12 protein-coding genes are annotated in these 12,474 nt (G+C 57.3%); 10 read left to right on the top strand and 2 right to left on the bottom strand.

Going from position 1 to position 12,474, the window contains the following annotated elements:
* Positions 1-332 precede the first annotated feature (332 nt).
* From QLG21_RS03125 to sixA, 4 genes are all read left to right on the top strand, one after another.
* Positions 333-617: a YfcZ/YiiS family protein gene (locus tag QLG21_RS03125; protein ID WP_042320346.1), complete on the top strand. Its 285-nt coding sequence runs from the start codon at positions 333-335 to the stop codon at positions 615-617.
* Between the two features lie 206 nt (positions 618-823).
* Complete coding sequence (gene fadI / locus QLG21_RS03120; RefSeq protein ID WP_006176569.1) at positions 824-2,134, top strand: acetyl-CoA C-acyltransferase FadI; 1,311 nt, start codon at positions 824-826, stop codon at positions 2,132-2,134.
* Complete coding sequence (gene fadJ / locus QLG21_RS03115; protein ID WP_137849450.1) at positions 2,134-4,281, top strand: fatty acid oxidation complex subunit alpha FadJ; 2,148 nt, start codon at positions 2,134-2,136, stop codon at positions 4,279-4,281. The genes fadI and fadJ overlap by 1 nt, the downstream gene beginning before the upstream one ends.
* A 209-nt stretch (positions 4,282-4,490) precedes the next feature.
* Entirely contained in the window at positions 4,491-4,976 is a 486-nt protein-coding gene (gene sixA / locus QLG21_RS03110; RefSeq protein ID WP_006176567.1) for a phosphohistidine phosphatase SixA, read from the top strand.
* 48 nt (positions 4,977-5,024) lie between these two features.
* Here sixA and smrB read toward each other — a convergent pair whose 3' ends face one another.
* Positions 5,025-5,576, bottom strand: a complete 552-nt coding sequence (gene smrB, locus QLG21_RS03105; RefSeq protein ID WP_006176566.1) for an endonuclease SmrB — start codon at positions 5,574-5,576, stop codon at positions 5,025-5,027.
* A gap of 145 nt (positions 5,577-5,721) precedes the next feature.
* On the opposite strand from smrB, the gene prmB reads away from it, so the two are divergent.
* Genes prmB through QLG21_RS03075 form a run of 6 tightly spaced genes read left to right on the top strand, consistent with a single transcriptional unit; the run spans position 5,722 to position 10,276 of the window.
* Positions 5,722-6,654 (top strand): 50S ribosomal protein L3 N(5)-glutamine methyltransferase, encoded by a 933-nt coding sequence (prmB, locus tag QLG21_RS03100; protein WP_006176565.1) that lies wholly within the window; start codon positions 5,722-5,724, stop codon positions 6,652-6,654.
* 60 nt (positions 6,655-6,714) lie between these two features.
* The gene (gene aroC / locus QLG21_RS03095; RefSeq protein ID WP_058609895.1) at positions 6,715-7,800 is read left to right on the top strand and encodes a chorismate synthase; all 1,086 of its coding nucleotides are present in this window, start codon (positions 6,715-6,717) and stop codon (positions 7,798-7,800) included.
* 2 nt (positions 7,801-7,802) lie between these two features.
* On the top strand, positions 7,803-8,627 hold the full coding sequence (gene mepA / locus QLG21_RS03090) for a penicillin-insensitive murein endopeptidase (protein ID WP_088207988.1): 825 nt from the start codon (positions 7,803-7,805) through the stop codon (positions 8,625-8,627).
* Positions 8,627-9,436: a sulfite exporter TauE/SafE family protein gene (locus QLG21_RS03085; protein ID WP_006176562.1), complete on the top strand. Its 810-nt coding sequence runs from the start codon at positions 8,627-8,629 to the stop codon at positions 9,434-9,436. The genes mepA and QLG21_RS03085 overlap by 1 nt, the downstream gene beginning before the upstream one ends.
* Positions 9,436-9,981 carry an elongation factor P hydroxylase gene (locus tag QLG21_RS03080; RefSeq protein ID WP_282483863.1) on the top strand — a complete coding sequence of 182 codons (546 nt, stop codon included), beginning with the start codon at positions 9,436-9,438 and terminating at the stop codon, positions 9,979-9,981. Before QLG21_RS03085 ends, QLG21_RS03080 begins: the two co-directional genes overlap by 1 nt.
* Positions 9,982-9,994: 13 nt before the next feature.
* Positions 9,995-10,276 (top strand): YfcL family protein, encoded by a 282-nt coding sequence (locus tag QLG21_RS03075; protein ID WP_282483862.1) that lies wholly within the window; start codon positions 9,995-9,997, stop codon positions 10,274-10,276.
* A 97-nt stretch (positions 10,277-10,373) separates the two neighbouring features.
* Here QLG21_RS03075 and mnmC read toward each other — a convergent pair whose 3' ends face one another.
* Positions 10,374-12,374 carry a bifunctional tRNA (5-methylaminomethyl-2-thiouridine)(34)-methyltransferase MnmD/FAD-dependent 5-carboxymethylaminomethyl-2-thiouridine(34) oxidoreductase MnmC gene (mnmC, locus tag QLG21_RS03070; RefSeq protein WP_282483861.1) on the bottom strand — a complete coding sequence of 667 codons (2,001 nt, stop codon included), beginning with the start codon at positions 12,372-12,374 and terminating at the stop codon, positions 10,374-10,376.
* Positions 12,375-12,474: the final 100 nt, after the last annotated feature.

The raw sequence follows: 12,474 nt of genomic DNA, 5'->3' as shown, positions 1-12,474 counted from the left end.
ACATACCGTAACAGGAGCGCGAAGTGTAGGGTCTGAGATACCGCAGACAAATCAGACCAGTGGCGAGAGTATAGGTCTGACCAGCTGGAATGTTGCAAGTATGTTTATTAATATTTTCAAACATGTTTCTAGAAACGAGATCTGGTTGGCAAAAATGTGACCATAGGGCGTCGTCCGAAAAAGGGATTTTTGTTTTAGATCATTTTTTAGCGTGATATCGGTCACTTATCTCATTTTGCCTCATTAACGGCTGGAGAGAGGCTGCGCCGGGGCGTAAAATATCCTCAACGTGTTTGTCTCGCGTCTTACGCGAATACAGAGGAAATTGAGCTATGAGTAAATGCAGTGCTGATGAAACCCCGGTTTGCTGCTGTATGGATGTTGGAACCATCATGGACAACACCGATTGCACCGCGTCTTACAGCCGTGTGTTCAGCAACCGTGCCGAAGCGGAAGAAACCCTGGCCGCGCTGAGCCAGCGTGCGCGCGAGGTGGAATCCGATCCGTGCGAAATCACGTCCACCTTTACTGAAGTGGATGGCGGCGTGCAGCTGGACATCGATTTTGTTTTTGCCTGCGAAGCCGAAACCCTGATTTTCCAGCTGGGTCTGCGTTAATTCCACCAGTCTGCGGCCTTCTTTTACCTGAGAGGGCAAAAACCCCAACAATGCCTCTGCTCAACAGGGGCATTTTCTTTTCCTTCTCTGTGTCTTAGCTCGCACTTTTTCGTTTCCCCGATTGGCTCAATGTAAAAAAATGGTTAAGACTGTTATCAGGTCAGACCACTTTGTGCGTCAGCATAAAAATTTTACAGGGGAGTGTTATGAGTCAGGCATTACCGCTTATCACCCGACACGGTGACCGCATCGCCATTGTCAGCGGGTTACGCACGCCGTTTGCGCGCCAGGCAACCGCATTTCACGGAGTACCGGCAGTCGATCTGGGGAAAATGGTAGTGGGTGAAATGCTGGCTCGCAGCGAAATACCCCCCGAGGTCATTGAACAGTTGGTTTTCGGCCAGGTCGTTCAGATGCCGGAAGCGCCCAATATCGCGCGCGAAATCGTTCTTGGAACGGGCATGAACGTGCACACCGATGCCTACAGCGTCAGCCGCGCCTGTGCGACCAGCTTCCAGGCGGTTGCCAACGTCGCGGAAAGCCTGATGGCGGGCACCATTCGAGCCGGGATTGCCGGCGGCGCGGATTCATCTTCAGTCCTGCCGATTGGCGTGAGTAAAAAGCTGGCGCGGATCCTGGTAGATGCCAACAAGGCGCGCACTGCCGGACAGAAACTCAAACTTTTCTCGCGTTTACGGTTACGCGATCTCATGCCGGTTCCCCCCGCCGTAGCGGAGTATTCCACCGGGCTGCGCATGGGCGACACCGCTGAACAGATGGCGAAAACCTACGGCATCACGCGTGAGCAACAGGATGCGCTGGCGCACCGCTCGCACCAGCTCGCCGCAAAAGCCTGGGCAGAAGGCAAGCTGGCTGATGAGGTCATGGCGGCCTATACGCCACCTTATCGCGAGCCGCTCGTGGAAGATAACAACATCCGTGGAGCCTCGACGCTGGCGGATTACGCAAAATTACGCCCGGCGTTTGATCGCAAGCACGGCACCGTCACGGCCGCCAACAGTACGCCGCTAACTGACGGTGCTGCGGCGGTGATCCTGATGACCGAGTCCCGCGCCAAAGAGCTGGGACTCACCCCGTTGGGATATTTACGCAGCTACGCGTTCACGGCCATCGATGTCTGGCAGGACATGCTGCTAGGCCCCGCCTGGTCAACGCCCCTGGCGCTGGAACGCGCCGGGCTGTCGCTCTCTGATTTAACCCTGATCGATATGCACGAAGCCTTTGCAGCCCAAACCCTGGCAAATCTCCAGTTGCTGGCAAGCGAACGTTTTGCCCGCGATGTGCTTGGCCGCACGCATGCGACCGGCGAGGTGGATCAGAGCAAGTTTAACGTTCTCGGCGGCTCCATCGCCTACGGTCATCCGTTTGCGGCGACGGGCGCGCGAATGATCACGCAAACGTTACATGAGCTACGCCGCCGTGGCGGTGGTTTTGGTCTGGTGACCGCCTGCGCGGCGGGCGGCCTGGGTGCGGCAATGGTTCTGGAGGCGGAATAATGGACACGACATCTGCATTTAATCTGGTTGTACGCCTCGATAACGTCGCCGTCATCACCATCGATGTGCCTGATGAAAAGATGAATACCCTGAAGGCAGAGTTTGGCGTGCAGGTGCGCGAGATGCTAAAGCACGTTCGCGAGAACAAAGCCCTGCGCGGCCTGGTTTTTATCTCCGCCAAGCCGGATAATTTTATCGCCGGAGCGGATATCAACATGATTGCCCGCGCGCAAAGCGCTCAGGAAGCCGAAGCGCTGGCGCGTCAGGGGCAGCAGGTGATGGCAGAAATTCATGCGCTGCCGATCCCCGTCATTGCGGCGATTCACGGCGCGTGCCTGGGCGGCGGGCTGGAGCTGGCGTTAGCCTGTCATAGCCGCATCTGTACCGACGATGCGAAAACCGTGCTGGGCCTGCCTGAAGTGCAACTTGGGCTGCTGCCAGGCTCCGGCGGAACGCAGCGCCTGCCGCGTCTGGTGGGGGTAAGCACCGCGCTGGAGATGATCCTCACCGGGAAACAGCTTCGCGCCCGCCAGGCGCTGAAAGCCGGCCTGGTGGATGAGGTGGTCCCGCAGGCAATCTTGCTCGAGGCCGCCGTTGAACGCGCGCTAAAAGGACGACAGGCAAAACGTCCCCTGCCGGTGCGCGAGCGCATTCTGGCCGGGCCGCTGGGGCGTGCGGTGCTGTTCAAACTGGCAGGCAAGAAAACCGAGCAAAAAACACGAGGTAATTATCCGGCGGCGAAGCGGATCCTGGAGGTGATTGAAACCGGGTTATCGCAAGGTGCCAGCAGCGGTTATGCCGTCGAAGCAAAAGCCTTTGGCGAGCTGGCGATGACGCCGCAATCTCAGGCGCTGCGCAATATTTTCTTTGCCAGCACGGAGGTAAAAAAAGATCCCGGTAGCGATGCGGCACCCGCGCCGCTGCAGGCGGTTGGCGTGCTGGGGGGCGGGCTGATGGGGGGCGGCATTGCGTTTGTCACCGCCAGTAAAGGCAAATTGCCCGTACGTATCAAAGACATCAATGCGAAGGGGATAAACCACGCGCTGCAGTACAGCTGGCAGAACCTTGATCGCAAGGTCAAACGCCGCCATATCAAGGCGAGCGAGCGGGATAAAACCCTGGCGATGATTACGGGCACCACGGACTACAGCGGCTTCAGGCATCGCGATCTGGTGATTGAGGCCGTGTTTGAAGACCTGGCGCTCAAACAGCAAATGGTTGCGGATGTCGAGGCGCACTGTGCGCCGCACACCATTTTTGCGTCGAACACCTCATCCATCCCGATTGGGGAGATTGCGGCCAACGCCGCACGTCCTGAGCAGGTGATTGGGCTGCACTTCTTTAGCCCTGTCGAAAAAATGCCGCTGGTGGAAGTCATCCCGCACACCAACACCAGCCCGCAAACGGTCGCTACGGTGGTGAAGCTGGCGAAAAAGCAGGGTAAAACGCCCATTGTGGTAGCGGATAAAGCGGGCTTCTACGTCAACCGTATCCTGGCACCGTATATCAATGAAGCGATGCGGCTGCTGACGGAGGGTGAAAAGATCGAACACGTCGACGAGGCGCTGGTTACCTTTGGCTTCCCCGTTGGTCCAATCCAACTTTTGGATGAGGTAGGAATCGACACCGGCACTAAAATTATACCTGTACTGGAAGCCGCTTACGGCGATCGGTTTAGCCCGCCTGCAAACATTGTTTCTGCAATTTTGAAGGACGATCGCAAAGGCAGAAAAAATGAACGCGGTTTCTATCTTTACGCTGCAAAAGGGCGTAAAAGCAAGAAACAGGTCGACCCTTCAGTTTATGGGCTCATTACGACCACAGGGCAGGGAAGACTGTCGGCGGCTCAGTGTGCTGAACGCTGCGTCATGATGATGCTTAACGAGGCGGCGCGCTGCTTCGGTGAGCAGGTTGTCAAAAGCGCACGCGATGGCGACATCGGTGCCGTATTTGGTATAGGTTTCCCGCCCTTCCTTGGCGGCCCGTTCCGGTACATGGATACCCTCGGTGCGGGTGAAGTAGTTGCAATTCTGCAACGTCTTGCCTCGCAGTATGGTCCGCGCTTTACACCGTGTGACGAATTATTGCAGATGGCGGAGCGGGGCCAGACATTTTGGCCTGCAAGAGAAACTGTCCTCGTAAGTTGAGGTCAAAGAAGGGTAAATCCTGTGGTGAATGAACCTGTTCTGGCGAAGTTGTAAACAGAGATTGACTATACTTACGCCAATGAGGTAAAAAACGGCGTTTCATTCACCGAATGGATCAGGCACAATGCCCGGCCATCGGGTTTTCTACCTCAAAGATGTTAGCGCAGGTAGTTAACGCTGGTGATCCTGGTTAACAAAAGCGGTGCAATATGCAAGTTTTTATCATGCGTCACGGCGACGCGGCACTCGATGCCGCCAGTGACTCAGTACGTCCTTTGACTCTCTGTGGCTGCGACGAATCTCGTCAGATGGCTACCTGGCTTAAAGGTCAAAAAGTGGATATCGAACGCGTTCTGGTAAGTCCGTTCCTGCGCGCAGAACAGACGCTGGGGGTGGTGGGGGAGTGTATGAACCTGCCGTCTGAGGTGGATGTGTTGCCCGAGCTTACCCCGTGCGGCGATGTTGGGCTGGTCAGTGCCTACCTTCAGGCGCTGTGCAACGAAGGTGTCGCGTCCGCGCTGGTGATCTCCCACCTGCCGCTGGTCGGCTACCTGGTCTCTGAGTTGTGCCCGGGCGAAACGCCGCCAATGTTCACGACCTCCGCTATTGCCAACGTCACTCTCGACGAAACGGGCAAAGGGGTGTTTAACTGGCAAATGAGTCCATGCAATCTGAAGATGGCAAAAGCTATCTGATGTGACGTGCGATGAGGCGGGGCGCAGCATGCGACGCCCGCCTGACCGTCAGGGCAGCTCCGGTGGCTGCCACTCCTCTACTTCAATCAACACCAGTAATGCTGCATCTCCGCCATACTCTTTCGGTGCCTGGTGAAAAGCCATTACGTGTGGATGTTGAGCCAGCCAAAGCGGCGTTTGTTGCTTCAGGATATGTTTCCCGTGTCCATGCATCACGCATGCGCAGAAAACGTGTTCCCGGCGGCAGGCGGCGATCAACGCCCCGAGTTCCTGCTTCGCCTGCATCTGCGTTAAGCCATGTAAATCCAGAAACAGCTCCGGCGAATAATCCCCGCGACGTAACTTTTTCAGCTCAAAGTGGCTGACGTCTTCACGCACGTACTTCACCGCGCCCTGTGTGTTCAGTAGCGGCTGAAATTCGTCTGAAAAATAGTGGCTGTTATCCGCCTGCTCCTGGAGAAGACGTTTGACCGGAACTTCAGTGACTTTTTTGCGCAGAGGGCGATGGACAATGGTGTCCTGTCTGATTTGACGCGTCCCGGTCATAAGCTGCCGGAAGAGCGTCTGATCCTCCTCGCTGAGCGATGTTTTCTTTTTCATTGGTCCGTCTCATCTCTGATTTCCCACAGTGTACCTGACTAAACGCATTTTTTAACCTCAAGCGGTACGCGTCATTGCTGATTTATCGCCGTCTTCATGGCAAACTAGCCGCCGAAAATTATGCGAGCATGCCCTGGAGGAAAGAGTGGATAAAATTTTTGTCGATGAAGCAGTAAACGAGCTGCATACCATACAGGACATGTTGCGCTGGTCGGTTAGCCGCTTCAGCGCCGCCAATATCTGGTACGGTCACGGCACCGATAACCCGTGGGATGAGGCGGTTCAGCTGGTGCTGCCGTCTCTCTACCTGCCGCTGGATATTCCTGAAGACATGCGTACCGCACGCCTGACCTCCAGCGAAAAGCACCGCATCGTTGAACGCGTGATCCGCCGCGTGAACGAGCGTATTCCGGTAGCCTATCTGACCAACAAAGCCTGGTTCTGTGGTCACGAGTTCTTTGTCGATGAGCGCGTGCTGGTGCCGCGCTCCCCGATTGGCGAGCTGATCAACAACCACTTTGAAGGGCTGATCCAACACCAGCCGCAGCACATTCTGGATATGTGTACCGGCAGCGGCTGCATCGCAATCGCCTGCGCCTATGCCTTCCCGGAGGCGGAAGTAGACGCTGTCGATATCTCCACCGACGCGCTGGCCGTGACCGAGCACAACATTGAAGAGCACGGTCTGATCCATCACGTCACGCCAATCCGCTCTGACCTGTTCCGCGACCTGCCAACCCTGCAGTACGATCTTATCGTCACCAATCCCCCTTACGTGGATGCGGAAGACATGTCCGATCTGCCAAACGAATATCGCCACGAGCCGGAACTCGGCCTGGCGTCAGGTTCTGACGGCCTGAAACTGACGCGTCGCATTCTGGCCTGCGCGCCGGATTACCTGACCGACGACGGCGTTCTGATTTGTGAAGTGGGCAACAGCATGGTACATCTGATAGAGCAGTACCCGGATGTGCCGTTCACCTGGCTTGAGTTCGATAACGGCGGTGACGGCGTCTTTATGCTGACCAAAGCGCAGCTTCTCGACGCGCGCGAATACTTCAGCATTTACAAAGATTAATCCAGCGGGCTTCGGCCCGTTTCACAACGCTCACACACAAATAACGACATCGGAGCCGTGATGGCAGGAAACAGTATTGGACAATTATTCCGCGTGACGACCTTTGGTGAGTCACACGGGCTGGCACTTGGCTGCATTGTTGACGGCGTTCCGCCCGGCATTGAGCTGACCGAAGCCGATTTACAGCACGACCTTGACCGCCGTCGTCCGGGAACCTCTCGCTACACCACGCAGCGTCGCGAGCCTGATAGCGTCAAAATCCTCTCCGGCGTTTTCGAAGGCCGCACCACCGGCACCAGCATTGGCCTGCTGATTGAAAATACCGATCAGCGCTCCCAGGATTACGGCGCCATCAAGGACGTCTTCCGTCCGGGTCACGCTGACTACACCTACGAGCAAAAATATGGCTTTCGCGACTATCGCGGCGGCGGACGCTCTTCAGCACGTGAAACCGCGATGCGCGTCGCGGCAGGGGCCATCGCCAAAAAATACCTGCAGCAGAAATTTGGCATCGTGATCCGCGGCTGTCTGACCCAGATGGGTGACATTCCGCTGGCTATCAACGACTGGGCGCTGGTTGAGCAAAACCCGTTCTTCTGCGCCGATGCCGATAAGCTGGATGCGTTGGATGAGCTGATGCGCGGCCTGAAAAAAGAGGGCGACTCCATTGGGGCGAAAGTTACCGTTGTAGCCGACGGCGTGCCGCCAGGCTGGGGCGAGCCGGTATTTGACCGCCTGGACGCTGACATCGCCCACGCGCTGATGAGCATTAACGCCGTGAAAGGCGTGGAAATCGGCGATGGTTTTGATGTGGTTCAGCTGCGCGGCAGCCAGAATCGCGACGAAATCACCGCACAGGGCTTTCAGAGCAACCACGCGGGGGGCATTCTCGGCGGGATCAGCAGCGGCCAGCAGATTGTCGCCAACATTGCGCTGAAGCCAACCTCGAGCATTACGGTGCCAGGCCATACGATTAACCGCTCTGGCGAAGAAGTTGAGATGATCACTAAAGGACGTCACGATCCTTGCGTGGGGATCCGCGCCGTGCCGATCGCCGAAGCGATGCTGGCGATCGTGCTGATGGATCACTTCCTGCGCCAGCGCGCGCAGAATGCGGATGTGACGACCACACTACCACGCTGGTAAACATGAAAAAAACCGTTGTTGCTCTGCTGGCGCTGCTCGCCAGCGGAGCCAGTCTGGCCGCCACGCCGTGGCAAAAAATCACCCATCCGGTGGCGGGAAGCGCACAGTCGATTGGGGCGTTCTCCAACGGCTGTATCGTGGGGGCGCAGGAACTGCCCTTGCAATCCGATACGTATCAGGTGATGCGTACCGATCAGCGCCGCTACTTTGGTCACCCGGATCTGGTGCTGTTTATCCAGCGTCTGGGAAGTCAGGTGCATAACCTGGGGCTGGGGACGATGCTGATTGGCGATATGGGCATGCCTGCCGGGGGGCGCTTCAACGGCGGGCACGCCAGCCACCAGACCGGACTGGACGTTGATATCTTCCTGCAGCTGCCAAAAACGCGCTGGAGTTCGGCGCAACTGCTGAAGCCGCAGGCGCTGGATCTGGTCGCGCGCGATGGCAAAAGCGTGGTCCCCTCGCTCTGGACGCGCGACGTCTCCAGCATGATCAAGCTGGCGGCGGAAGATAACGACGTGACGCGAATTTTTGTGAACCCGGCCATCAAGCAGCAGCTCTGCCTGGATGCGGGGACGGATCGCGACTGGCTGCGCAAAGTGCGCCCGTGGTTCCAGCATCGTGCGCATATGCACGTTCGTCTGCGCTGCCCGGCGAACAGCCTGGAATGTGAAGATCAGCCGCTGCCGCCGCCTGGCGATGGCTGTGGTTACGAACTGCAAAGCTGGTTCGAACCAGCCAAGCCTGGAACCTCTAAGCCTGAGAAGAAGACACCGCCTCCGCTGCCGCCTTCCTGCCAGGCGCTACTGGATGAGCATGTACTTTAATGGATAATTTCGTCGATCTGTTTATGGTGTCACCGCTGCTGCTGGCGGTGCTCTTTTTTGTGGCGATGCTGGCCGGTTTTATCGATGCCCTGGCGGGCGGCGGTGGGTTATTAACGGTGCCCGCGCTGCTGGCGGCAGGAATGAGCCCGGCGCAGGCGCTGGCGACCAATAAACTGCAGGCCTGCGGCGGGTCGCTCTCCGCCTCGCTCTATTTTATTCGCCGCAAAGTGGTCAATCTTGCGGATCAAAAGCTCAATATTGCGATGACCTTTATTGGCTCAACCGCAGGTGCACTGCTGGTGCAGCACGTTCAGTCTGACATCTTGCGCCAGATCCTGCCGATTCTGGTTATCTGCATTGGCCTCTATTTTTTGCTAATGCCAAAATTAGGCGAAGAAGACCGCCAGCGTCGGCTGCACGGCCTGCCGTTTGCGCTGATTGCCGGCGGCTGCGTAGGGTTTTATGACGGTTTCTTCGGGCCGGGGGCCGGCTCTTTTTACGCGCTGGCGTTTGTTACGCTCGCGGGCTTTAACCTGGCAAAATCCACCGCGCATGCAAAGGTCTTAAACGCCACCTCTAACGTCGGCGGCCTGCTGCTGTTTATTATCGGCGGCAAGGTGATTTGGGCGACCGGTTTTGTGATGATGGTAGGGCAGTTTTTAGGCGCGCGCGCAGGCTCGCGTCTGGTATTAAGCAAAGGGCAGAAGCTCATTCGTCCGATGATCGTGATTGTATCCGCGGTGATGAGCGCCAAACTTCTTTATGACAGCCACGGACAGGAGATCCTCCACTGGTTGGGGATGAACTAATGAACAGTACGCATAATTACGAACAGCTGATCGAGATTTTCGATGGCTGCTTTGCTGAAGATTTTAATACCCGTCTGATTAAAGGCGACGACGAACCGATCTATCTTCCTGCTGATGCTGAGGTTCCGTATAACCGGATTGTGTTCGCGCACGGCTTTTATGCCAGCGGATTGCATGAAATTTCCCACTGGTGCATTGCAGGAAAAGCGCGCCGCGAGCTGGTGGACTTTGGTTACTGGTACTGCCCGGACGGGCGCGACGCCGCAACGCAGGGCAAGTTTGAAGATGTGGAAGTCAAACCCCAGGCGTTCGACTGGCTGTTTTGCGTCGCGGCAGGCTACCCGTTTAACGTCAGCTGTGACAACCTCGAAGGTAACTTCGAACCAGACCGTATTGTGTTCCAGCGCCGCGTTCACGCGCAGGTGATGGACTACCTTGAAAACGGCATTCCGGAACGTCCGGCGCGCTTTATCAAGGCTTTACAGAATTATTACCACACGCCGGAGATCACGGCGGACTGCTTCCCGTGGCCGGAAGATATTTAACAGAGGAAAGAAGATGATCGCAGAATTTGAATCACGCATTCTGGCGTTAATTGATGACATGGTGGAACACGCCAGCGATGATGAGCTGTTCGCCAGCGGTTATCTGCGTGGTCACCTGACGCTGGCCGTTGCCGAGCTGGAAGCAGGGGACGATCACTCCGCCGAGGCGGTGCATCTTGAAGTCACACGCAGCCTGGAGAAAGCGATTCAGGCCGGGGAACTCTCCCCACGCGATCAGTCTCTGGTATTAGGCATGTGGGACAATTTGTTCCAGAAAGCCAGCCTGACATCATAAGTTAGCGTTCGGATAGGCAGGCCGGGCAAGCATATGCGCCGCCCGGCGTGAAAACGGCTCTTCTGCCTGATGCCCGGTGGCGCTGCGCTTACCGGGCCTACGATTTGACCATTTTCCCCTTCAGCAGTTTGCGCACCCATAACCGGTTCGGGTTCAGCCCTGCAAGCGTTGTCTTGTCCAGCGGCAGTGGCTCATCGCTCATTTGCGCAGCCAGCACTTCAGCCAGCAGCGGGGCAGAACATAATCCCCGTGACCCCAGCCCGCCCAGCATGAAGAGTTCCGGATACACCGGTGCGCGTGCCGCCGAATCGCGGTTGTCCGCAAGATCCTGATAAACCTCAAGCGTTGCGTCATAGTCCGGCACGTTTCCGGCCATCGGCAGGTGATCGCGCGTCGCGCAGCGTACGCCGCAGCGTGCATCACCCGCGCTGACGTCAACCTCTTTTGCCCACGTTGCCTGTGGGAAGCAGTCGATCAGCCGCTGACGATTTTGCTGCTGATCCTCTTCGCTGTAGTGCATGTCGGTTTGACCTCGATGGTAGCTGGCCCCGATACAGTGCTGCCCGTTAGACGGGTTTTGTGGGGTCAGATAGCCGTCGTAACAGAGCACGTGACGCAGTTTAGCCAGCTCCGCCGTCGCGGGGATGTGGCTCACCTGTCCCCCGACCGGATAGACCGGCAGCGTTTCCGTCTGCACAAACTGGCTGATGTGATGGCCGTTAGCCAGCACTACGCTGGCATGCTGCGCCTGCTTGCCATCGTCAAAACGCACTTCCCAGTGTGTATTCCGGCTGAGCGACTCAACCTTATGGCCGTAATGCACCGTCAGGCCGCGTGACTGCGCAAGGGACAGCGCCGCTGCCGTCAGTTCGGCAGGGCACAGCCAGCCCCCGGACGGGTAGTGGATACCGTCACAGCCTGTCTCAATGCCTGCTTCGTCGGCAATGCGCTGCGCGTCTATCGCGTGGGCGATCGCATCCGGCAGGCCCAGCGACAGCATTTGCGTGATTTTTTGCTGGCTCTTTTCATCCCAGCCGAGCTGCGTGACGCCGCACCAGTCGTGGTCGAACGCCACGGGAAGCAGGTCATACAGGCGACGGGCAAAGGTGAACGCCGCCGGGAAAAACCGGAACAGCGCCGGATCGTGCGAACTCAGCAGGGGATAGAGCGCGCCCTGACGGTTGCCGGATGCCCCTGCCGCGGGCGCGCTGTCAGCGCAGTAGAGCGTCACCTGCCAGCCGCGATGGAGCAACGCGAGCGAAAGCAGGGCGCTGGCAATGCCGCCGCCGATGATGGCGGCTTCGCGCGATGCGCTGGGGCTGCGGGCAAACCACGGCGTCTGTGCGGGAAACGTCAGTGTGTGTTCCATCTCGCCGACCAGCATGTCGCGCTTGCGGCCAAACCCTTTGGTTTTGCGCATGGTAAAGCCCGCTTCCTGCAAACCACGGCGGACAAAACCGGCGGAGGTGAAGGTGGCAAGCGTTGCCCCGGGGCGGGCCAGTCGCGCCATGGCGGAAAACAGATGCGGCGTCCACATATCTGGGTTTTTGGCAGGAGCAAAACCGTCCAGGAACCAGGCGTCTACCTGCTGATTCATCGAGTCATCGAGGCTATCGGTGAGCGTATTGATATCCCCCAGCCATAAGTCGAGGGTAACGCGCCCACCGTCCAGCAGCAGACGATGGCATCCGCCAATTGCCGGTGGCCACTGGGCCTGAAGCTGTTCTGCCCACGGCGCGAGTTCCGGCCAGTGCTGATGCGCCAGGGCAAGATCGCCTGCGGTAAGCGGAAATTTTTCGAAACTGATGAAATGTAATCTTTGGAGCGTAGCCTCTGGGTGGGTTACGCGGAAACGATCAAAGGCCTGCCAGAGCGTCAGGAAGTTGAGCCCGGTACCAAACCCGCTCTCTGCCACCACAAAAAGATTACGCGGGTGACGCGGAAAACGGCTGCTGAGATGATTTCCTTCGAGGAAAACATAACGGGTTTCTTCAAGTCCGTTATCATTAGAAAAATAGACGTCACCAAAATCTCGGGAAACAGGTGTACCCTCAGCGTTAAATTCGAGGTTGGCGGGTTGTATAGCGTTTTGTTTCACGTAAGTTACTCGTCTGACAGGCAGTGGCACGATCTTAACGATGTGTGTCCATTGGTGCAAATTTCCGCAGAAATTGGCTGATCGGACTTGTTCGGCGTAC

It is taken from the genome of Enterobacter sp. V87_3, from assembly GCF_029967835.1.
In the GTDB taxonomy this organism is placed as follows: Bacteria; Pseudomonadota; Gammaproteobacteria; order Enterobacterales; family Enterobacteriaceae; genus Enterobacter; species Enterobacter cancerogenus.
Note: the sequence above shows the minus strand (reverse complement) of the source record. Positions and strands in the feature narration are given on the sequence as shown.

Bases quoted from the DNA above. Each gene is read 5' to 3' on its own strand.
- QLG21_RS03125 (WP_042320346.1), top strand. From the start codon at position 333: ATGAGTAAATGCAGTGCTGATGAAACCCCGGTTTGCTGCTGTATGGAT.
- fadI (WP_006176569.1), top strand. From the start codon at position 824: ATGAGTCAGGCATTACCGCTTATCACCCGACACGGTGACCGCATCGCC.
- fadJ (WP_137849450.1), top strand. From the start codon at position 2,134: ATGGACACGACATCTGCATTTAATCTGGTTGTACGCCTCGATAACGTC.
- sixA (WP_006176567.1), top strand. From the start codon at position 4,491: ATGCAAGTTTTTATCATGCGTCACGGCGACGCGGCACTCGATGCCGCC.
- smrB (WP_006176566.1), bottom strand. From the start codon at position 5,576: ATGAAAAAGAAAACATCGCTCAGCGAGGAGGATCAGACGCTCTTCCGG.
- aroC (WP_058609895.1), top strand. From the start codon at position 6,715: ATGGCAGGAAACAGTATTGGACAATTATTCCGCGTGACGACCTTTGGT.
- mepA (WP_088207988.1), top strand. From the start codon at position 7,803: ATGAAAAAAACCGTTGTTGCTCTGCTGGCGCTGCTCGCCAGCGGAGCC.
- QLG21_RS03085 (WP_006176562.1), top strand. From the start codon at position 8,627: ATGGATAATTTCGTCGATCTGTTTATGGTGTCACCGCTGCTGCTGGCG.
- QLG21_RS03080 (WP_282483863.1), top strand. From the start codon at position 9,436: ATGAACAGTACGCATAATTACGAACAGCTGATCGAGATTTTCGATGGC.
- QLG21_RS03075 (WP_282483862.1), top strand. From the start codon at position 9,995: ATGATCGCAGAATTTGAATCACGCATTCTGGCGTTAATTGATGACATG.